13 protein-coding genes and 1 pseudogene are annotated in these 21,354 nt (G+C 71.9%); 7 read left to right on the top strand and 7 right to left on the bottom strand.

Annotated features, from left to right (window positions below; genetic code table 11):
* Positions 1 to 418: 418 nt before the first annotated feature.
* Positions 419 to 1,861 carry a S1 family peptidase gene (locus KUA19_RS32330; RefSeq protein WP_217402179.1) on the bottom strand — a complete coding sequence of 481 codons (1,443 nt, stop codon included), beginning with the start codon at positions 1,859 to 1,861 and terminating at the stop codon, positions 419 to 421.
* A gap of 176 nt (positions 1,862 to 2,037) precedes the next feature.
* On the opposite strand from KUA19_RS32330, the gene KUA19_RS32325 reads away from it, so the two are divergent.
* Positions 2,038 to 4,803, top strand: coding sequence for an AfsR/SARP family transcriptional regulator (locus KUA19_RS32325; protein WP_254550441.1), 2,766 nt, complete (start codon positions 2,038 to 2,040; stop codon positions 4,801 to 4,803).
* Positions 4,804 to 4,815: 12 nt separating this feature from the next.
* Here KUA19_RS32325 and KUA19_RS32320 read toward each other — a convergent pair whose 3' ends face one another.
* Positions 4,816 to 6,075: a cation diffusion facilitator family transporter gene (locus KUA19_RS32320; protein ID WP_254550440.1), complete on the bottom strand. Its 1,260-nt coding sequence runs from the start codon at positions 6,073 to 6,075 to the stop codon at positions 4,816 to 4,818.
* A 245-nt stretch (positions 6,076 to 6,320) separates the two neighbouring features.
* Here KUA19_RS32320 and KUA19_RS32315 point away from each other — a divergent pair, with 245 nt between their 5' ends.
* The gene (locus tag KUA19_RS32315) at positions 6,321 to 7,694 is read left to right on the top strand and encodes a hypothetical protein (protein WP_217402177.1); all 1,374 of its coding nucleotides are present in this window, start codon (positions 6,321 to 6,323) and stop codon (positions 7,692 to 7,694) included.
* Between the two features lie 76 nt (positions 7,695 to 7,770).
* On the opposite strand, the pseudogene KUA19_RS32310 reads toward KUA19_RS32315, so the two are convergent.
* The 5 genes and pseudogenes from KUA19_RS32310 to KUA19_RS44755 all read right to left on the bottom strand — a co-directional run.
* Positions 7,771 to 8,303, bottom strand: a pseudogene (locus tag KUA19_RS32310) (trypsin-like serine protease); the annotation flags it as partial.
* 68 nt (positions 8,304 to 8,371) lie between these two features.
* Positions 8,372 to 9,805: a sialidase family protein gene (locus KUA19_RS32305; RefSeq protein ID WP_217402175.1), complete on the bottom strand. Its 1,434-nt coding sequence runs from the start codon at positions 9,803 to 9,805 to the stop codon at positions 8,372 to 8,374.
* 150 nt (positions 9,806 to 9,955) lie between these two features.
* Positions 9,956 to 11,257: a glycoside hydrolase family 18 protein gene (locus KUA19_RS32300; RefSeq protein ID WP_217402173.1), complete on the bottom strand. Its 1,302-nt coding sequence runs from the start codon at positions 11,255 to 11,257 to the stop codon at positions 9,956 to 9,958.
* A gap of 73 nt (positions 11,258 to 11,330) precedes the next feature.
* Positions 11,331 to 13,118, bottom strand: a complete 1,788-nt coding sequence (locus tag KUA19_RS44760) for an ABC transporter ATP-binding protein (RefSeq protein ID WP_217402171.1) — start codon at positions 13,116 to 13,118, stop codon at positions 11,331 to 11,333.
* Entirely contained in the window at positions 13,115 to 14,905 is a 1,791-nt protein-coding gene (locus KUA19_RS44755; RefSeq protein ID WP_217402169.1) for an ABC transporter ATP-binding protein, read from the bottom strand. Before KUA19_RS44755 ends, KUA19_RS44760 begins: the two co-directional genes overlap by 4 nt.
* Positions 14,906 to 14,987: 82 nt before the next feature.
* Here KUA19_RS44755 and KUA19_RS32285 point away from each other — a divergent pair, with 82 nt between their 5' ends.
* The 5 genes from KUA19_RS32285 (at position 14,988) to KUA19_RS32265 (ending at position 21,354) form a co-directional block, all read left to right on the top strand.
* Positions 14,988 to 16,103: a hypothetical protein gene (locus tag KUA19_RS32285; RefSeq protein WP_217402167.1), complete on the top strand. Its 1,116-nt coding sequence runs from the start codon at positions 14,988 to 14,990 to the stop codon at positions 16,101 to 16,103.
* 60 nt (positions 16,104 to 16,163) lie between these two features.
* Positions 16,164 to 17,384, top strand: coding sequence for a cytochrome P450 (locus KUA19_RS32280; protein WP_217402165.1), 1,221 nt, complete (start codon positions 16,164 to 16,166; stop codon positions 17,382 to 17,384).
* Complete coding sequence (locus KUA19_RS32275) at positions 17,384 to 18,697, top strand: condensation domain-containing protein (RefSeq protein WP_217402163.1); 1,314 nt, start codon at positions 17,384 to 17,386, stop codon at positions 18,695 to 18,697. The genes KUA19_RS32280 and KUA19_RS32275 overlap by 1 nt, the downstream gene beginning before the upstream one ends.
* Positions 18,690 to 19,913, top strand: coding sequence for a macrolide family glycosyltransferase (locus KUA19_RS32270; RefSeq protein ID WP_217402161.1), 1,224 nt, complete (start codon positions 18,690 to 18,692; stop codon positions 19,911 to 19,913). Before KUA19_RS32275 ends, KUA19_RS32270 begins: the two co-directional genes overlap by 8 nt.
* 190 nt (positions 19,914 to 20,103) lie before the next feature.
* A complete protein-coding gene (locus KUA19_RS32265; RefSeq protein WP_217402159.1) occupies positions 20,104 to 21,354 on the top strand; it encodes an SGNH/GDSL hydrolase family protein in 1,251 nt (416 codons plus the stop codon).

The raw sequence follows: 21,354 nt of genomic DNA, 5'->3' as shown, positions 1-21,354 counted from the left end.
GGTCGAGCCGTCCAGGTTCATGGCGATCAGGAACGCGCCGAGGAACGCCGTGGTGAGTGACAGCATGTACAGCAGCAGGAACTTCGGGGCGGCGTGGTACGGGTAGGCGGTGACGGGGGTGCCGAGGCCGCGTTCGGCGGCGGTGCCCAGGTATGGGCCGGGCATCGCCCAGAGCGGTGCCTTCGAGTCGGGCACCGGTTCGTCGGAACCTGACGAGGCGGTCACCCGGGCGAGCAGGTCGCGCACGACGATCACGCTGACCGCGAGGCCGATGATGATGAACAGCCAACACATGACCAGGATCCCGGTGTCCCGGTCGCCAGACGTGAAAGGGCTGCTCGGCGTACATGCCGAGCAGCCCCTTCACGCCCCCGATCGCCGTACGCCACCGTGGTGCCGCGGTGGCGTACGGCGCCGGTCAGTAGGCGAGCTTGATGATGCCGGGCAGTGCCTTCTCCGCCAGGTAGATCTCGGAGAAGTAGTCGTAGCAGTCACCGCTGGTGTTGGTGCTGCCGCCGCTGAGCACGCCCTTGGCCGCGACGCTGCCGTCGCTCTTGATCGTGTAGATCGGGGCGCCGGAGTCGCCGCCCCGGGTGCAAGTGCCGCGCCGGTACGACTCGGTGGCGTTGCGCAGGGTGGACCCGTCGGTGTAGCGCACGGTCACGCCGCGGGCGATCACCCGGAAGCCGCACATCTCACCGGTGACCTGGCCGCTGACGCAGTACTGGTCGCTGAGCGACGACCCGGTGGTCCACTTGGAGGTCACCTTGCGCGAGGACGACGAGTTGGTGCCGCCGCGGTAGACGTTGCCCCAGGAGAACAGGTTGGTGCCCATCTTGATGGTGGACACGTCACCGGCGTAGTAGCTCTGCCCGTACACCTTCACCGAGCCGGTGGTGTTGTTCCAGTTGTCGGCGGTGACGGTGCCCATCTTGCCGACGGTCGGGTTGTACGCGCTGCCGTTGAGGCTGGTGCAGTGCCCGGCGGTGAGGATGTACGAGGCACCCTGGTGGGTCCAGGCGAAGGCGGTGCTGCAGCTGCCGACCGAGGTGGAGAAGTAGGCGCCACCGTAGAACGGGCTGGTGTCGGACTGGCGGGTCGCCTTCACGCTGGCCGCGGGGAAGCCCGGCACCAGCCAGAGGGCGACCCGGTCGGCGCCGTAGCGGCTGGCCAGCGCCTCGCGCAGTGGCTGGGTCACCGCGGCCGCCTTGATCACCACCCGGTTCGTCTCGGCGTCGACGAATGCGGTACGCAGCTGGCCACCGTCGGGCAGGTCGGTGAGGGTCAGCACCTCGTCGCGCGGGCCGATCAGCGCGTTCAGGCTGTACTTGACGGTCTTCTTCGTCGGGTAGACCGAGGTGCCGCCCACCACCTGCGGCGTGACCCGCGCCAGGCCGACCGGCTGGAGCAGGGTGTCGTCGCCGGAGTTCGGGTCGGACTCGACGTTCGGCGGCTTGACCTCCTCGTACGGGTCGTTGACCGGGTCGATGGCCTCGGCGCCGTCACCGGCCGAACTCGGCGGCTGGGTGGCGTTGTACACGGTGATCGAGTTGCCGGCCAGCGACGAAACGGTGCTGGTCGCCGCGGTGGTGACGGTCGAGTAGAGCGCGCCGTCGGCGATGTAGGGCATCGACAGCTCGTCGGGGTAGGTCTCGGCCCGCGCGAGGGCGGTCGCGAACGCGTCCTGGTACGGCGTGCCCGCCCACTCGTTGGCGCCGGGGTCGGTGGTGATCACGGCGACCGCGGTGCTCGTCGCCGGTTGCGCGGTGGTGATGTCGGCGTGGGCGGCGCCCGGTGCGGCCACGAGTGACACGGCCGCCACCGTGGCGAGCACGGTCAACCGTCCGAGATGTTGTCTCACAGAGCATCCGATCTGTCGTCGATCCGGATTGGATCAACGAAGCCTAAGATCGTCGTGCCTCGACCCGTCCTCGTTTCGTCCTCACCGCGACGCCGCCGCGCGCATGCTGACCGCACCGCCACCGCGCCGATGTGATCTGATGTGGATATGTGCGGCGCCAGGGGAGATGACGCATATTGACGACCATCTGGTTCGGTGTGCTGGGCCCGCTGGAGGTCCGCGCGGGCGGGAGCCGGATCGGTCTGAACGGACCCCGCCAGGAGCGGGCCCTGGCCGCCCTGCTGCTCGGCGCGGGCGCCGTCGCCACCTTCGACGAGCTGGTGGACGCCGTCTGGGAACGCCCGCCGGCCACCGCCCGCCGCCAGGTGCAGGATCTCGTCGGCAGGCTGCGCCGGGACCTGACCGGCGCGGGCGCCGCGACCGACCTGATCACCACGCGTGGCTCCGGCTATCTGCTGCGGCCCGAGCTGGCCGAGATCGACGCGTACGGCTTCGAGCAGCTGCTGGCCCAGGCCCGGCAGGAGCCGGACCCGCTCGCGGCGGCCAAGGTCTACCGCGAGGCGCTGCGCCTGTGGCGCGGTGAGCCGCTGGCCGGACTGGGCAGCCCGAAACTCGAACGGGCCGGGCGGATCTGGCAGGAGCGGCAGCTGCTGGCGTGGGAGGAGTGCCTACGGGCGGAGCTGTCGCTGCCGGGCGTACCCGACGTGACGGCTGAGCTGGCGGCCCTGGTCGAGCGGCATCCGTTCCGCGAACCCCTGGTGGACCTGCTGATGCGGGCGCTGGACGCGGCCGGGCGACGCCCGGAGGCGCTCGCCGCGTACCACCGGTTGCGGCTGCGCCTGTCCGAGGAGCTGGGCCTGGATCCCGGCCCACGCCTGCAGGACCGGTACGCGGCGATGCTGCACACCGACCCCGCCCCGCCCCGGTCGGCCGCTCCGACGGTCCCCGGCCCCGCGCAGCTGCCGCTGGACGGGCATGGGTTCGCCGGACGCGGCGCGGAGCTGGCGCGGCTGCACGCCCTGCTGCCGCACGACCCGGACACCGCGACGACGGTGGTGGCGGTGATCGGAACCGGCGGTGTCGGCAAGACCGCGCTGGCCGTGCACTGGGCACACCGGGTGGCTGGCCGGTTCCCGGACGGCCAGCTCTACGTGAACCTGCGCGGCTTCGATCCGAGCGGCACGGCGTTGGCGGCGACCGACGCGGTGCGCGGTTTCCTGGACGCCCTCGGCGTGCCCGCAGACCGGATTCCGGCCGACGAGCAGGCCCGGGTCGCGCTGTACCGCAGCCTGCTGGCGGGTCGGCGGATGCTGGTGTTGCTCGACAACGCCCGTGACGCGGCCCAGGTGCGGCCGCTGCTGCCGGGCTCGGCGGGCAGCATGGTGCTGGTCACCAGCCGCGACCGGCTCGCGGGCCTGGTCGCCGCCGAAGGCGCGCATCCATTGGCCCTCGGCGTGCTGACCGCGCCAGCGGCCCGGGAGGTGCTGGCCAGGCGCCTGGGCTCCCCACGCCTGGCCGCCGAGCCGGAGGCCGTCGACGAGATCGTCGCCCGGTGCGCCGGACTTCCGCTGGCGCTGCGCGTCGTCGCCGCACGCGCCGCGCTGCAGCCGGACTTCCCGTTGCGGCGGATCGCCGCTGACCTGGCCGACGGCGGGGTGCTGGACGCGCTCGGGGCCGACGACTGGGCAACCGATCCGCGCAGCGTGCTGTCGTGGTCGTACCGGCTGCTCACCGACCCGGCCGCGCGGCTGTTCCGGCTGCTGGGGCTGCACCCGGGTCCGGACTGGACACTGCGCGCGGCGGCCGCTGTCGCCGGGCTGCCGGTCGATCGGACGCGGCGGCTGACGGCCGAGCTGGTCGGCGCGCACCTGGTCGCCGAGCACCAGCCGGGCCGCTACACCTGCCACGACCTGCTGCGCGCGTACGCGGCCGAGCTGGCGAGGACGGAGCCGGTCGACCAGCGTGACGCGGCGCAGCGGCGGCTGCTCGATCACTACCTGCACACGGCGTTCGGAGCCGACCGGCTGCTGCTGGCCGGTCGCCGCCCGATCGAGCTCGCGTCCCCCGAGCCGGGCGTGCCCGTGCACCCGTTCGACGACATCGAGCAGGCCCAGACGTGGCTCGACGCAGAACACACCGTGCTGGTCGGCGCGGTGTCGGCCGCCGAATCATGGGGGTTGGACCGGCACGCCCGCCAGCTGGCGTGGTCGCTGGCGACGTTCCTGCAGCGGCGGGGGTACTGGCGCGACTGGACCGCCACGCAGGAGGCGGCCGTGCGCGCGGCGCGGCGCCTGGGGGACCGGGCCGGTCAGGCCGACACGCATCGTGGCCTCGGCCGCGCGTTGGCGCTGCTCGGACGCCACGACGAGGCGCTCGCGCAACTGGATTCGGCGCTGGTCCTGTTCGTCGAGCTCGCGGACCCGGTCGGCCAGACCGACACCCACCTGGGTATGAGCTGGGTGCGCGAACGGCAGACCCGGCTCGCCGAGGCCGTGGCCCACGCCCGGCAGGCCCTGTCGCTGTCCATGGCCGACGGTTATGCGCGCGGACAGGCCAACGCGCTCAACAGCCTGGGCTGGTACCACACCGTGCTCGGCGAGCATGAGCAGGCGCTGTCCTACTGCGAGCAGTCCCTGGCGCTGCACCGTCACGGCGGCGACCTGCGCGGGCAGGCCGAGGCGCTGGACAGCGCGGGCTACGCCCAGTTGCGCCTGGGCCGCCACGAGCTCGCGGTGGCGTCCTACGGGCAGGCGCTGGAGCTGTTCCGACGGCTCGGCGACCGGTATTTGGAGGCGTACATGCTCGACCGGATCGGTGACGGGCACGCCGAGGCGGGGGCAGCGGAGCAGGCGGCTGGCAGCTGGCGTGCGGCGTTGGTCATCCTCGCCGAGCTGGGCCATCCCGACGAGGCGAAGACCCGCCAGAAGCTGGCGTCACCCTGACCGACGCGGGCGCTACCGGTGGTGGTCGAGGGCTTCGTGGGCGTCCGGGCCGCCGGGGTCGGCGTGGACGGTCGCGGCGGACAGGCGCGGGACGGCGTGGATGAGCCGGTGCTCGGCGTCGACCGCGATCGCGTGGCCGACCCGGACCGGCGCCTGCGGGTCGACCACGATCTCGCATTCGGCCCGCAGCGTGTGCCCGATCCAGCGCATCCGCACCGCGCCGACGTCGCGTACGCCAGGGGTGTCGCGCAGGGTCTGCTCGGCCGTGTCGATCAGGGCCGGGTCGACGGCGTCCATCAGACGTCGGTACACCTCGCGAGCGGCGTCCTTGAGCACCACCGCGATCGCCAGCGTGATCAGCAGGCCGACGACCGGGTCGGCCCAAGGCCAGCCAAGCGCCACCCCACCCGCGCCCAGCAGCACCGCCAGTGAGGTGAACCCGTCAGTGCGCGCGTGCAGGCCGTCGGCGACCAGCGCGGCCGAGCCGATCCGCCTGCCGACCACGATCCGGTATCGCGCCACGATCTCGTTGCCGAGGAACCCGATGATCGCGGCGGCCGCGACGTACGGCAGGTGCCGGACCTCCTGCGGGTGCAGCAGCCGCGACACCGCCTCCCATCCGGCCCACACCGCCGACACGGCGATGGTGAGCACGATGACGATGCCCGCCAGGTCCTCGGCCCGTCCGTAGCCGTACGTGTAGCGCCGGTCGGCCGGGCGTCGTCCGACCAGGAACGCGATGCCCAGCGGCACCGCCGTCAGCGCGTCGGCGACGTTGTGCAGCGTGTCGCCGAGCAGCGCCACCGAACCCGAGAACAGCACCACGACCGCCTGCAGGGCCGCCGTGGCGCCCAGGACCAGCAGCGACACCCACAGCGCCCGGATGCCCTGCCGTGAGGTCTCCATCGCACTGTCGACCTTGTCGAGGCTGTCGTGCGAGTGCGGGGTCACGAGGTGGCTGATCCGGTGCCACCACCCGCCGGAACCGCCACCGTGGTCGTGGTGGTGCTCGTGCCCATGTTCGTGCTCGTGCCCATGTTCGTGCTCGTGCTCGTGCTCGTGGCCGTGCCGGTCGTGCTCGTGGTCGTGCTCGTGCCCGTCGTGGTCGTGCCGGTCGTGGTCGTGCCCGTCGTGGTCGTGCCGGTCGTGGTCGTGGTCGTGGTGGGCGCCGTGGTCGTGGGGGTGCGGATGCGGGCCGGTGTGGCCGACGTGCGCGCCGCCCGCGGCGCCGGGCTGCTCGGCGGGAGTGTTCGGGGGCTGCTGACGACGCATGACCGGATGATATGCACTGCCGCCGTCCGGCGCCGGGTGCTCGACCCTGCGCGTTCGGCGTCGGGTTGTCGTGGCGTCGCACACGTGTGGGGTTGTGCGCACAACCCCACACGTGTGCGGTCGCGCGGATTGTCACGTGTGCGGGAGCGCCAACTGTCGCCCAGCCGACAGTGAACGGACCCATCCGTCCGCCGATACGGCATCGAACGAACTGCATGAATGAATCTCAGCCGGGAGGCGACCCGGTGACCACACGCAAGCTCCGCACGCTGCTCGGCGCGGTGACGGCGCTCGTCGCGCTGGGCCTGGCCCTGGTGACGACCGTGCCCGCCGCGCAGGCCGCGCCCGGTCCCCTCAAAGACCTCAACCTCCCGGGCGTCTGCAACGCGGCGTCGTTCGCGATGGCGGAGGCGATCGACGCCAAACTGAAGGCCGACGGCAAAGCCGACCGCATGATCCGGGTCGACGAGCCGAAGAAGGGGGAGACCGGTTACAACGACGCCGCCGTCGCGTACGCCATGGTCGAACTCGCGAAGCTGCTCAAGAAGGACGTCGGCGCACTCACCCCCAAGGACCTCACCGACAACGCCAAGGCGGTCGCCGACGCCATCGACGCGGCGCTCAAGTGGCGCAAGGACAAGGGCGACACGATCCTGCACACCGCGGACCTCACCGGCAACGAGGTGTTCCTCTGGTGCCTCAAGAAGGGCAACGGCCACGGCGGACCCGACCTCGCCCTGCTGTACGTGCCGAAGGGCAAGGCCGCCAAGGACGGCGTCTGGATCGCCGGGTGCGTGCTCGCGGGCGGCCTCAACCGCTACCTGGTCAGCTACGACGATCGGACCTTCGATTTCGCCAAGTTCGTCTGGTACAACGAGGGCCCCAATCCGGACAAGGAAAAGGAGGTCATCCGGTACACCTACGAGTACGACGTGGCCAAGAACGTCCTGACGATCACCAAGGAGGTCGGGCCGTACAAGGACGGGAAGTTCACTCCGCACACGACCGAGGTGGAGAAGAAGCCCGGCCCGCCGCCCGCCGAGTTCAAGGACCTCAAGCTTAACGGTACGCAGATCAGCCTGCTCGACGGCGGCTGCGGCTGCCCGGCGCGGTCGGTGGCGCTGGCCGCCGCTGATCCGGTCGCCCCGTGGCAGCTGAACCTGGTCAACCCGGTGCTGACCGGCAGCGGCACCGAAACCGACCCGTACCTGGGCGTCTCCGTGCGGATCGTGCCGGAGCAGCTGTTTCAGATGGAGCTGCCCCCGGACACCCGGTTCGCCGGTCCGGGCGCCGATCCGCGCTGGCAGGTCGTGATCGTGCAGGACGACCTGATCGGGCTGCGCTACCACGGCTACGAGCCGCTCGAACTGGCCGTGGGCGCCGTGGTTCCGGCGATAGCCTGGATCGTCCCGGCCCCGCCGCCGTCGCCGTCGGTGCCGCCGTCGGCCGTGCCGACGCCTACCGACGTGCCCGCGACGCCGTCGCCGTTCCCGAGCCCGACCGGTACGCCCGTCGAGCCGTCGCCGTTCCCGAGCGCCCCCTGGTCGCCCGCGCCGCCGCTGCCGTCGGTGCCGGTCTCCGCGCCCGCCGTGCCCAGCGCCACCGCGGCGCTGCGCTGACGACCGGCGGACACGGAAAGTGCCAGGCAGGGCCGATGGGCCCTGCCTGGCGTCTTCGGGTGGGAAGGTAGCAGGGTCACGGGTTGGTGAAGCCCATGGTGTAGCTGCCCGAGCCGCTGTAGGCGTGCACCCGGTAGCGGTAGGAGCCGGACGTGCCCGGGTAGGTCAGCGACTCCGAGCTGGACGAGGTCCCCCCTGGGCCACGTTCACCCACGCCGACCCGTTCCACTTCTGCAGGTACAGGTCGAAGTCGGTGCCCGCCGGACCGACCAGGCAGCCGCGGTGGGTGCCGGAGACGGTCGAGGTGTAGTAGCTGTTGTCCGGCTGGTAGGCGCTGGCGCCGCTGGAGAGCGAACCGCTGCGGGTGTACTCGTAGCCCGAGCAGCCGCCGGTCGGCGGCGGGGAGCTCGGCGGGGTGGTGCCGCTGGTCATCAGTGTCAGGCTGAACGCCTGCAGGATCTCGTTGACCGGCTGGAAGTAGGTGGTGCCGCCGGAGGTGCAGTTGCCCGACCCGCCGGAGGTGACGCCCTGCGCCTGGCTGCCCGCGATGAGCGAGCCGCCGGAGTCGCCCGGCTCGGCGCACACGTTGGTGCGGATGAGCCCGGTGACGGTCCGACATCTAACAAGACGTCGGCGGCACACACCGTGGTGGTGTGCGCCGCCGACCCTCCTCCGGTTCACAGGCCCCGGTTGATCCAGACGCCGCCCGGCCCGCGGTAGTCCGGGCCTTCGCCCCACACCGCGACGGTCTTGCCGGTCGAGGTGGTCGCGATCTCGCCATAGTCGCCGTACGGCTCGAAGAAGCCGCCGGTGGTGACGTACGCCGGACCGGCCGTCGCGTCGGAGATCCGCACCTCGGCGCTCCACGTCACCCCGCCGTCGGTGCTCGCCCGGTACCAGGTGTTCCAGGCGTCGGGGCCGTTGCGGCTGTCCATGAAGTACATCCGGAAGTCCCCGGTGCCCCGGCCGGTGATCGCGCTGAAGTTCGCGTTGGCGCCGGACGGGCCGCCGAGGTCCTGCGGTGCGCTCCAGGTGAGGCCGCCGTCGGCGGAACGGATGGCGTACACCCGCTGCGGGCCCTTCGCCACCGTCGGTCCGGTGTAGGTCAGCACCAGCTTTCCGCCCGCGTCGGCGGCCAGCGCCGGGATGGTGCCGTAGTAGTCGACCGGGCAGTCCAGCGCCACGCAGGTCGGCTGCTCCGGCGTGGTGGCGACCTGAGTCTGGGTCCAGCTCGCACCGCCGTTGGTCGAGCGCATGACGTGTACGAACACGTCGCCGGTCGAGGTCTGGGTGAAACTGGACGAGGTGAACACCACGGTGCCGTTAGGCAGGACAGCCCCGCCGCCGGCGAAGTAGTACCGGCCGTCGCTGTTGGTCTTGACCGGGGCGCCCCAGGTCGCGCCGAAGTCGTGCGAGGCGGCGACATAGCTGTCGGAGGAGTTGAACGCGAGGTAGACGTCCCGGCCGGTCGGCGAGATCGCCATGATCGGCTTGTCGGTGAAGTGCATCGCCTTGCTCTTGACCGCCTTCGGCGCGGTCCAGGTCAGGCCGTGGTCGGTCGAGCGGGCGAAGACGACGCCGGGGGCGTAGTCGTTCATCCAGGCCGCGTACACGGAGCCGTCGTTGGCGACCTCGATGAGCGGATCGTTCTGGGCCTTCGTGCCCGAGCACGGACACAGGTACGTCGCCGCGCTCCAGGTCGCGCCGTTGTCGACGGTGCGCTTGAGCCAGATCTGGTGCGCCGGGCAGTTGCCGCAGGCCTTGGGCGCGCCGTAGCGGGTGGTGAGGATGTAGCCATACGTGCCGGCCGGGTCGAACGCGACCGCGGGCTCCCAGTCGTCGGCGGTGGGGTCGAACAACTGCTGCCCGGTCCATCCGGGCGCCGCCGCGGTGGTCACGTCGCCGACGCGCATCCCGGCCGCCCAGACCTGCTTGGTGATGCCGTTGGGGCGGGCCTTGCCCTCGGCTTCGCCCTCCTCCTCGGCTTCCTCGGCCACCTCGGCGGCGCTCATGCCGACCAGTTCGCGCTCGCCGCGCAGGCGCGGCCCGTGTTCCTCCAGGTAAACCAGGGTGCCGACGGTGGCGGTGGCCACCACCAGGACCCCGGCCAAGGATGCGATCCATATCGCAGTACGTCGCCTCATGGGCGTAGATATTGAACCTTTAACGCATCGACGGGCATCGGCTGACTGACTGATTGTTCACTCAGTACAGGTAGTCCGGCCGCCGCCGCGCAGGTCGGCGGCGGCCGGACGGGGCGGTCAGCTCAGGCCGTTGTGGACGGCGCTGGTGAGCTCGCCGGTGTCGGTGTCGCCGTCCAGGGACCAGACCATCGTGCCGCCGAGGCTGTTGGCCTTGACGTACGCCGTCTTCTGGGCGATGACCTGCGGGGTGTCGTACGACCAGAACGCGCTGGAGCCGTACTTCCACGCCGCCCCGGCGACCGGGTCGTAGAAGACGGTGCCCTGCTTGGACACCACCTTCTTGTAGTCGTCGATGCCGTCCTCGTACGTGCCCCGGGCGGGCCCGCTTGCGCTCTGGTAGAGCCCGCTGTTGGTGCTCCCGACGCCGGTCCAGCCCCGCCCGTAGTACGGGATGCCGATCACCAGCTTGGCCGCGGGCGCGCCCTGGGAGAGGTAGGTGTCCACGGCCAGGTCGACGCTGAACGGCGACGACGCGGTCGAGTAGAGGTTGGACTGGTGCCCGGTGGTCGCGTCCCACGCGCCGACCAGGTCGTAGCCCTGGACCGTGCCGAAGTCGAGGTAGGAGAAGAGGGCGGGCTCGATGCCCGCGTTGATCTTCGCGGGGTCCGCGGGCAGGAACGCGGTCAGCTGGAAGGTCCGGCCGACCTGGGCGCCGTACGCGGCGAGCTGGCTGCGGAACTCGGCGGCCAGCAGGGTGAAGTTGTGCTTGTCCTCGGGGCGCACCACGTTGCCGGCGTTGCCCTCCGAGCCGGGCCACTCCCAGTCCAGGTCGAACCCGTCGAAGACGCCGTAGGCGCTGCCGGGGCCGCCGTGCGGCGAGGTGCCGATCAGGGGCAGGTTGCCCTTGAGGAACAGGTCGATGCAGCTGGCGACCAGGGCCTGCCGCGAGGCTGGGGTGAGCGCCGCGTCGGAGAAGTACTTCGACCAGGTCCAGCCGCCGATCGACAGCAGCACCTTGAGGTTCGGGTACATCGCCTTGAGCTTGCGCAGCTGGTTGAAGTTTCCGGCCAGCGGCTGGGTCACCACGTCGCCGACCCCGTCGACGGACTCCCCGGACTTGAACCGCTTCTGGTAGTCGGCCCAGGCGTCGCCGACCCCGGCCTCGTTGGCCTCGAAGCAGCGGCCGTCGGCCCCGATGTTGGCGAAGGCATAGTTGATGTGGGTGAGCTTGGCGGCCATCCCGGAGGTGTGCAGGTTCCGGACCAGGAAGTTGCGCCGGTAGATGCCCCACTGGACGAAGTAGCCGACCTTGACGTACCCGGCGGCGGTGGCCTGTGCGGTGACGGCCTGTGCCGGGGCGGGAGCGACCAGTGCGGCACCGGCCAGCAGCAGTGCGGCGAGGGCGAGGCGGGTTCTCATGCCGCCTGAAGGTAGATCCGGACATTTTTCACAGCATCAGCCATTCGTGGGAGCCGATGTGGACGGTCCCGTGTCACGCGTAGGCGCGCGCCTGCAACGTGTACAGCTCCCGATACAGCCCCGGCCGCGACATCAGCTCGTCGTGGGTCCCCTGGTCGGCCACGGTGCCGTCGCGCAGCACGATGATCAGGTCGGCGGCGCGTACGGTCGAGAACCGGTGTGACGTGAACAGCGTGATCGCACCCGCACCCCGGGCCGCTCGGCGGGCCGAGGCGGCGAACCGTCCGAACAGGGCGTCCTCGGCGTGCGCGTCCAACGCGGCGGCGGGCTCGTCCAGGGCCAGCAGCAGCGGCGCCGGGCGCAGCAGGGCGCGGGCCAGGCCGATCGACTGCCACTGCCCGCCGGACAGTTCGGTGCCGTCGGCGTACCCCCGGCCGAGCATGCCGCGCAGGCCGCCCGCCTGGGCCACCACCGCGTCGGCGCGGGCCAGCCGGGCGGCCGCGTGCAGCGCGGTGTCGTCCGTGGCCAGGGCCAGGTGTCCGATGCCGATGTTGGTACGTACCGACAGGTTCAGCTTCGCGAAGTCCTGGAACAGCATCGCGATCCGCCCGTGCCACTTCGCGGCCGGGATGTCACGCAGGTCGACGCCGTCGGCGGTGATCTTCCCGCTGGTCGGCTCATACAGCCCGCACAGCAGCTTGACCAGGGTGCTCTTGCCCGCGCCGTTCTCGCCGACCAGCGCCACGGTCGCCCCGGCCGGGATGGTCAGGTCGACGCCGTGCAGCACGGGCTCGGCCGCGCCCGGGTAGGCGAAGCCGACGCCGTGCAGCCGGATGCCTCGGCGCAGCCGCCGGGGCGCCTTCGACCGGGTGGGCCCGGGTGCGGGCACGGCGGCGGCGAGTTCGTCGAACCGCTGCGCGGTGCGCGCCGCCGAGGCCATGGTCGCGTGCAGCCCGATCGCCCCGGCGACCTGGACGCTGATCTGCACCGCCAGGGTCACCACGAGGATTACCTCGCCCACGGTCGCGGTGCCGGTGACGGCCTGGTGCAGCACGGCCAGGATCGCCCCGCCGTACGCGGCGGCGAACAGCAGCTGCCCCGCGCCGCGCAGTGCGGCCGCGCGCCACTGCGCCGACCACAGCGCGTCGGTGGTCTGCCGCCACGCCCGCCCGTGCCGGTCGAGCAGGTGCGCATCGGCACCGGACAGCCGGATCTCCTTGACCGCGTCGGCGTCGGCGGCCAGCGACAGCAGGTGCGAGGCGAGCCGCCCCGCCTCGGCGGTGCGTTCCCGGGCCTGGTTGGCCAGTTCGGCGGCCCGCCTTGCGATCAGCACCGGCGGCACCGCCGCCAGCGGCAGCAGCGCCAGCCACGGGTTGACTGTCGCCAGCAGCACGACGGTCACCGCGGCGCGCAACGCCAACCCGGCCAGGTGCAGCACGCCCTCCAGGGCGGGCCGGGCCTGGGCGGCGTCCTGCGCGGCCAGCGCGAGAGTGTCGTTGAAGCGCGGGTCGTCGAGGTGCGCGATGCCGCTGCCGCCACCGGCGAGCCCGACCAGGCGCCGGTCCAGTTCGGTGCCCGCCTGCTCGCCGACCTCGAAGTAGTACAGGTGCGCGAAGTGACCCATCATCAGCTCGAACACCAGCAGCGCGGCCACGCCGACGGCCATCGCGGTCGCGGTGGCGGTCCGGCCGCGCAGCGCGGCGTCGGTGAAGTCGCGCAGCAGAAACCCGACGAACGGGGTGCTCAGGTAGCCGACCAGCAGCAGCGTGACGCCGATGGTCAGCTTGCGCCGGTCGGCGCGCCAGGCCAGCCCGAGCACGAAGCGTACGGCCGTGGCCAGCGAGGAGTCGGGGGTCTTCACGCCGCCACCGCCTCGCGGTCGCGGAACCGCGAGGCCTGGGCCTCGAACAGCTGCGCGTAGCGGCCGCCCGTCGCGATCAGCTCGTCGTGGCTGCCCTGCTCGGCCACGACCCCGTCGGCCAGCACCACGATCCGGTCGGCGTGCCGGACGGTGGAGAACCGGTGCGAGATGATCACGCTGGTGGTGCCCCGCGTCTGGACGAGGAAACGCTCGAAGAACTCGACCTCGGCGCGTACGTCGAGGGCGGCGGTGGGCTCGTCGAGCACCAGCAGGGCCGCGCCGCGTGACATGGCGTGCAGGGCGCGGGCCAGTGCGATCCGCTGCCACTGCCCGCCGGACAGGTCCTGGCCACCGGTGTAGCGGCTGCTCAGAGTGGTGTCGAGGCCGTCGGCGAGCCCCTCGAGCAGGTCGTCGGCACCGGCGCGGGTGGCGGCGTGGTGCCAGTCGGCGGGGGCGCCGGTGCCCAGGCCGATGTTCTCGCCCGCGCTCAGCTCGTACCGGTTGAAGTCCTGGAACACCACGGCCAGCCGCCGCTGCCAGGCGGCCGGGTCGACCGCGCGCAGATCGGTGCCGTCGACGGTGATCGCGCCGGAGTCGGGGTCGTAGCAGCGGGTCAGCAGCTTCACCAGGGTGGTCTTGCCCGCCCCGTTGAGCCCGACGATCGCGGTGCACCGCCCGGCCGGGATGGTCAGGTCCAGGGCCTCGAACACGCGGTGTCCGCCGGGGTAGGCGAAGCCGACCGCCTCGAAGCGCACGGCGTCGCGGGGCTGCGGCGCGGGCAGTTCGCCCGGGGGCGGGGCGGGGTCGCCACAGGCCTGTTCGAAGCGGACCAGCGCGGCGTACGCGCGTCCGCCGAACTGCGTCTGCACGTCGGCCTCCGGGAAGTACACGCCGAACCGCACCGGGATCAGCACGGCCTGCACGGCGATGCCGTAGCCCAGCAGCGACAACTCGCCGTGCGCGGTCGCCTGGGCGATGGTCGCCAGCCCGAGCGCGCCACCGACCAGCCCGATCAGCGCGAACCCGACGAACGGCCACAGCAGCAGGCGCCGCCGCATGGCCCAGAGCGGGTCGAGGTAGCCGCGGTGCTCGCGGTGCAGCCGCCGGGTGATCCAGTCCAGCAGGCCGAGCACGCGCACCTCCTTGGCCGCCGCGGTGCCCGTGGCCAGGCCGCGTACGTAGGCCAGCCGTCGCCGTCGCGGCGACAGGGCGTCCCAGTGCGCGCCGAAGCGAGCCAGCGAACCGCGCTGGCCGAATCGGATCACCAGCGCGGTCACCGCGACGATGACGGCGGTGACCGGCGACAGCACCACCGCGATGAGCGCCACCGCACCGGTGAGCTGCGTATAGCGGGCCAGCAGCGCGGGCAGCGCGGCGGCGGCGTCGCCCGGTGACGGCGTGGTCCGGTCCATCGCGGCGCGTACGTCGGCGAGCAGGTCCAGCGTGCCCGGCCGTTCCAGGGTCGCCACGGGCGCGCGTCGGTACGCCGCCACCAGTGCGCGCCGTACGCAGTGGGCGTCGACCCGGCGTGAAATGAGTTCGGCCAGCGCGGTCTGGAACGGGCCGAGCAGTTGCTGGACCGCGAGCGCGGCCAGGGTCAGCGCGGTGGCGGTGCCGAGCGTGCCCTCGCCCTTGGCCACGGCGGGCACCTGGGACAGCAGCACACTCATCGCGAGGATGAAAGCGATGGGCGCGAGTCCGAACACGACACTGATCGCGAGCGCGGCGGTCACGGGCAGCGCACCCGCGCGGGGCAGCAGTTTCGCCAGCTCGATCCACCGACGCACGACGCCTCCAGGGGGCACGGTCGCGTATTGGGCCCACCAGACGGCGGATTCCATCAGGAAACCTAACAGTTAAGATACTTAAATGCACGTGTCCCTGTCGGCCGCCGTGACGGCGCACCCACGCCGCCGCGCCGCCGCCCGTGCGCTCGCCGCGAGCGTGCCGGAGCTCGCGTTCGAGGTGGTCGAGGACCCAGACCCGGACGGCCCGCCCGGCGCCCTGCGTACGGCGCGGTTGGCTTGGGCCCGTGCCGATCCGGGCGCCACGCACCGGGTGCTGGTGCAGGACGACATGCGACTGGCCGACGGGTTCGCCGCGCTGGTGCGCCGGGCCGCGGCCGCCCAGCCGGAGGCGATCCTGTGCCTGTTCACCGAGTGGGGTTCGCGTACCTCGCCGGCGGTGCGGCTGGCGGCGCTGGCCGGAGTGGGCTGGGCGCCGCTGCTCGACCCGTACGTGCCGACCACCGCCGTGGTGCTGCCCACGGCCGTGGCGCACGCCCTGGCCGAGTTCCCGGCCGAGCCGGCCGAGCCCGACGACGTGCTGCTGCTGCGCTTCACCCGTGCGCACGGCCTCACTCCGCTGGTGAGCTGCCCGAACCTGGCCGAGCACGAGGTGGGGGAGTCGCTGGTCGGCAACGACATCCTGCACGGCCCGCGCCACGCCGCCCTGTTCGCCGAGCCGGGGGCCATTCCCTTCAGGCCGCAGTCGGTGCTCGCCGCCCGCATGGTGCCGCACCTGCTGCTGTTCGACGGCATCGCGATGTGCCAGGTCCGCGAGGACACCGGCTGGCGTATGGTCCGGGCGCACGACTTTCTCGCGCCGTCCGGCGTCACCGTCGCCGACCTGCTCCACCGCTACGCCGAGCAGGCGCACCGCCACGATCCGGCGGGTCGAGCGCGCCGGGTGGTGGCCGACTCGCTGCTGTTCCAGCTGTGGCTGACCGCCTTCTGCTACGGCGTGGCCGCCTCCGATGTGGTCGGTGGATCGCGTGAACTGGCCCGCGCGCTCCGCTCGCCTCTCGGCGCCGCCGCGTTGCGGACACTGGCGCCCGGCGCATTGCGGCGTTTCGTGCCGATGCATCGATTAGGAGCTTTGTACCGGCTGCTCGCTCCGCTGCTAAAAGAGACGATTGGCGATGGATTCAACCATGCTGAGCTGCACGGACATCTATTCTGGAAAGAACCTTTTCAGTACGAGTAAAGCATGCTAATAGTTGTACAGGTACAGATGCCCTGCAGCCGTTGAGACGGGTGGTCGTCGATGGAGTTGCAAGCACTGCTCAACCCGGAAGGCCGGTTGGCTCCATTCCGGATATACGCACAACTGCACGAAGTCGGTGACGCCAGCCCCATGAACCCGCGCCGTGACGGCTACGCGCTTGCCGTGCACGGTCACGACGCCGTCGCCCACGTGCTGCGCGACAGCGGCTTCCGGCAGATCGACATCGACTACCTCGACCGCAACCGCCCCCGCTGGCGTGAGCACGCGTGCCTGCGTACGCTGCGCAACTCGCTTTTCTTCAGCGACGGCCCGGAGCACACCCGGATGCGGCGCGTCATCGCCTCGTTCTTCACCGCCCGCCGCGTCGCCGCGTTCGAGCCGGAGATGACCAAGCTCATCCACGATCGCATCGACCACCTGGCCCGGGTCGGGGCCGACGGCACCGTGCTCGACTTCATGACCGAGTTCGCCTACGACGTGCCCAGCCGCATCGTCGGTGACCTGCTCGGCGTGCCCGAGGCCGACCGCGACTGGTGCCGCCCCCGGGTCACCGCGATCGGCGCCATCTTCGAGCTCGACGGCAACACCTGGTCCAACCTGGCCCGTGCCGACGTGGCCGCTACCGAGCTGACCGAGTACTTCACCGAGCTGGTGCGGCGCCGCCGCGACGATCCGCGCGACGACCTGGCCAGCGAGCTGGTCCGGGTGCAGGAGGAGTCGCCGGGGCGGCTCAGCTTCGACGAGCTGGTCGCGAACCTGATCACCACGTACAACGCGGGGTTCGTCACCACCACGCACATGTTCGGCAACGGCCTGCGGCTGCTGCTGGAGCACCCGCACCTGCGCGAGCGGATCACCACCCGGCCCGAGAGCGTCCCGGCGATCGTGGAGGAGATCCTGCGCCTGGAGCCGCCGGTGCAGTTCACCATCCGGTACGCCATGGCCGACACCGAGGTCGGTGGCCACCCCGTACGCGCCGGGGACACGCTGCTGGTGCTGCTCGGCGCGGCCAACCGCGACCCGCGCCACTTCCCGGACCCCGACGCGTTCGACCCCGACCGGGTGTCGGGCGGGTCGAGCCTGAGCTTCAGCCTCGGCGGGCACTACTGCCTCGGCGCGAGCATGACCCGGATGGAGGGCGCGATCGCCTTCCCGGCCCTGTTCGAGCGGCTGCCGGGGCTGCGCCTGGCCGGGCAGCCGACACCGCAGACGCAGTTCATGTTCCGCGGCCACGACCAGCTGCCGATCCAGGTCGACTGATGCAGGTCATCCCGCGTCGCGCCGACGCCGTCACCACCGCGCCCCTGTCGCTGCTGCAGCGGCGGATGTGGCACCTGTGCACCGCGTACCCGGGCACGGCCTCGCCGATCGTGGCACTGGTCAACCGCATCACCGGGCCGCTGGACGTCCCCGCTTTCACCGCCGCGGTCTCGGCGGTGTGCGACCGGCACGACGCGCTGCGCACCACCTTCGCCATCGGTGCGGACGGCCCGACGCAGATCATCGCCCCACCGGGCGGGATCGAGACCGAACTGGTCGACTTCGCCGGCGGGCCCGACGGCGAGCGGCGCGCCCACGAACTGGTCGGGCAGCTCACCGGCGCGCTGCTCGACCTCGACGGCGGGCAGCTGGTCCGCTCGGTGCTGATCCGGCTGGCCGAGGATGACCACGTCTGGTGCTCGGCCGTGCACCACCTGCTCGCCGACGGCGAGTCCGCGTTGGTGATCGAGCGCGAGGTCGCCGCGCACTATCGCGGTGCTGTACTGCCCGAACCCCCCATCGGCTACGCCGACTTCGCCGTCTGGCAGCTGGCCGAGGCGTCGGGCGGCGAAGACCTGGCGTACTGGGTCGAGCAGCTGTCCGGGGTGAGGGTGCTGGAGCTGCCCTACGACTTTCCCCGTCCGCCGATCAAGAGCACCCGTGCCGACCAGGTCGACCTGCACCTGGACGCGGTGCACGCCGACGCCGTCGACCGGCTCGCCCGTGCCCGGCGCGCCACGCCGTACATGGTGCTGCTGACCGCGCTGCTGACGGTGCTGGCGCGGCGGTCCGGGCAGGACGACATCTGCGTCGGCACGCCCGTGTCCGGGCGGCTGCTGGTGGAGACCGAGGACGCGGTCGGCCTGTTCGGCAACATGATCGCGCTACGGGCGGACCTGTCCGGGGCGCCGACTTATGCCGAGCTGCTGGCTCGGGTCCGGGCGGTCACCATCGCCGGGCTGGGTCGCCAGTCGGTGCCGTTCGGGCAGGTCGTGGCCGCGGTCGACCCGCCCAGCGACCCGTCACGTACCCAGGTCTTCCAGGTCATCTTCGCGCTGCACACGCAGACCGCCGGTCCGGCCGAGCCGGGCCTGGACTGGCGGCCGTTCGGCGCCAGCGCGCCGCAGATCCTGCACGACCTCGTGCTGGACAGCTGGCGCGGCCCGTCCGGACTGGACATCACGCTTCGCTACGACACCGGACTGTTCCGGCCCGAGACGGCGGCGGCCATGGCGGAGCAGTTCGCCACGGTGCTGCGGGCGATGGCCGCCGACGCCGACCAACCCGTGTTCACGGGGGTGGCCGGTGGCTAGGCCGCTGCGCGGGCGGCGCCACATCGCCTTCTTCAACGTGCCCGCGCTGGGCCATCTGTTCCCGACGCTTGGGGTGGTCAGGGAACTGGTCCGGCGCGGGCACCTGGTCAGCTACACCGCGACCCCGGACCGCGAGGCGTATGTGCGCGCGGCCGGGGCGCGGGTGGTGCCGTACCGGTCGACCCGGCCCGGCGACACCGACCCGGACCTGCGCGCCCCGGCCCGCGAGGAGCACGTCGGGCGCAGCATGCTCAATTTCCTCACCGAGGCCGAGGCGACCCTGCCGCAGCTGGAGCCCGCGTTCGCCGCGGACCCGCCGGACCTCGTGCTGTTCGACCGGATCGCGTTCGCCGGGCACCTGCTGGCGCTGGCGCACGGCGTCCCGTCGATCCAGCTGTGGCCGATGATGGTGTCGGCGCCGCAGTGGTCCATCGGCGAGGTGGTGCACATCGACGGCACCCATCCGACGCTCGCGGAGTTCGCCGTACGCGCGGACAAGTTCCTGGCCGAACGCGGCCTGAGCGAGCATGGCCCGCAGCTGTTCCTCACCCCGCGGGTCGCCCACCACCTGGCTTTCTTCCCCCGCGAGTTCCAGTACGCCGGGCAGACGTTCGGTGACGCCTACAGCTTCGTCGGCCCCTGCACTGTCCCGCGCGCCGGGGACCGGCCGTGGCAGCCGCCCGCGGACGGGTCGCCGGTGGCGCTGGTGTCGCTGGGCACCCTCAACAACCGCTGGCCCGACTTCTACCGCTTGGTCTTCGCGGCGTTCGCGGACACGCCCTGGCACGTCGTGCTGCCGATCGGGCGAAGGCTCGACCCGGCCGAGCTCGGCCCGGCTCCGGCCAACGTGTCGGTGGTGGCGTCGGCGCCGCAGCTGGCGGTGCTCGAACACGCGAAGGTGTTCGTCTCGCACGCGGGCATGGGGGGTCTGATGGAGGGCGTGCAGGCGGGTGTGCCGCAGGTGGCCATCGCCCGCACCCTCGAACAGGACGTCAACGCCGCCCGCGTCGCCGACACCGGCATCGGGGCCGTGCTCGACGTACACGCGCTCACGCCGGGCGAGCTGCTCGCCACGGTCGATCGGGTCGCCGGGGATCCGCTGGTGGCGGCCGGGGTCGCCGCGATGCGCGCGCATGTGCTGGCGGCCGGGGGAGCGGCGCGCGCCGCCGACATCATCGAAGCTTGCCTACCGGCCGACGGCGCCGGGGGCGGATAGGCCGGCGGGCCGCCCGGATGCCCCCCGGGCGGCCCGTTCGTCTTATTGATTGATGGGCCAATTTATATCAACCGAACCGACATATTTCACCACAGATTTGTATGTAAGGAACTTTACTGTTTGCTGGCATCGTGAGCGCGTCACGGCGGCAGATCGCCACCCCCTCATGGAATCTCTGGAGGTTCCAAACGTGATCACCGTTTTTCGACGGCGCGCCGTCATCGGCGTCGCCACCTTAGGCCTGCTGGCGTCCACAGTGGTGGGTGCGGCCGGGCCCGCGTCGGGCGGACTGCCCGCACGCTGGGTGGGGACCTGGGGCACCGCGCTGACCGCCGCCAGCCTCGGTAACACCGGCAGCTCCCTGTCGGGCTTCAACGACCAGTCCATCCGCCAGATCGTGCGGATCTCGCTGGGCGGAGAGAAGGTGCGGCTGCGCTTCACCAACGCGTACGGCACCCAGCCGCTGTCCATCGGCCACGTCACCGTCGGCCTGCCCGCCACCGCCGGATCGGCCCAGCTCAAGCCGGGCAGCGTCCGCGAGGTGACCTTCGGCGGAGCCGCCTCGACCACCGTCTACAAGGGTGCCGACGTGCTCAGCGATCCGGTCGACCTGCCGGTCGACGCCGTCTCCGAGCTCGCCGTCACCATCTATCTGCCCACCGCCACCGGCCCGGCCTCCTGGCACTGGACCGCCCGGCAGGCGTCCTACGTCTACGCCGGCGACCACGCGACCGACGAGACCGGCGCCGCCCCGACCGCGACCTACAACGACTTCTTCTACCTGGCCGGGGTCGAGGTGCAGACCAAGACCGGCCTGGGGACCGTGGTCGTGCTCGGCGACTCGGTCAGCGACGGGTCCGGCGCCACCTTCGGCGCCAACACGCGCTGGCCCGACCAGCTCGCCAACCGCATCACCAGCACCTTCCCCGCGCTGGGCGACCCCGGCGTGATCAACGTGAGCCTGGCGGGCAACGAGGTCACCCGCGACGGCGTCACGCTCAACTCGCCCGCCCTGGGCGAGAGCGCGCTGGCCCGCCTCGACTACGACGTGCTCGCCCAGCCGGGCGTGCGCAGCGTCATCGTCGAGCTCGGCGTCAACGACATCAGCTTCTTCAACGACCCGGCCGCCCGGATCACCGACGGCCTGCGCCAGCTCGCACTGCAGGCCAAGGCGCGGGGCGTGCGGGTGATCGTGGCCACGATCGGGCCGTTCGAGGGCTACTCGTCGTGGACGGTCGACAAGGAGGCGACCCGGCAGGCGGTCAACACGTGGCTGCGGGGCAGTGACGACTTCGACGCTCTGATCGACTTCGACCAGATCGTGCGAGACCCGGCCGCGCCGACCAAGCTGCTGCCCGCGTACGACAGCGGCGACCACATCCACCCCAACGACGCGGGTGCGGCGGCGATCGCCGCGGCCATCCCGCTCTGGCAGCTGTAG

Origin of the sequence: Catellatospora tritici (assembly GCF_019083965.1) — a bacterium.
GTDB lineage: Bacteria > Actinomycetota > Actinomycetes > Mycobacteriales > Micromonosporaceae > Catellatospora > Catellatospora tritici.
Note: the sequence above shows the minus strand (reverse complement) of the source record. Positions and strands in the feature narration are given on the sequence as shown.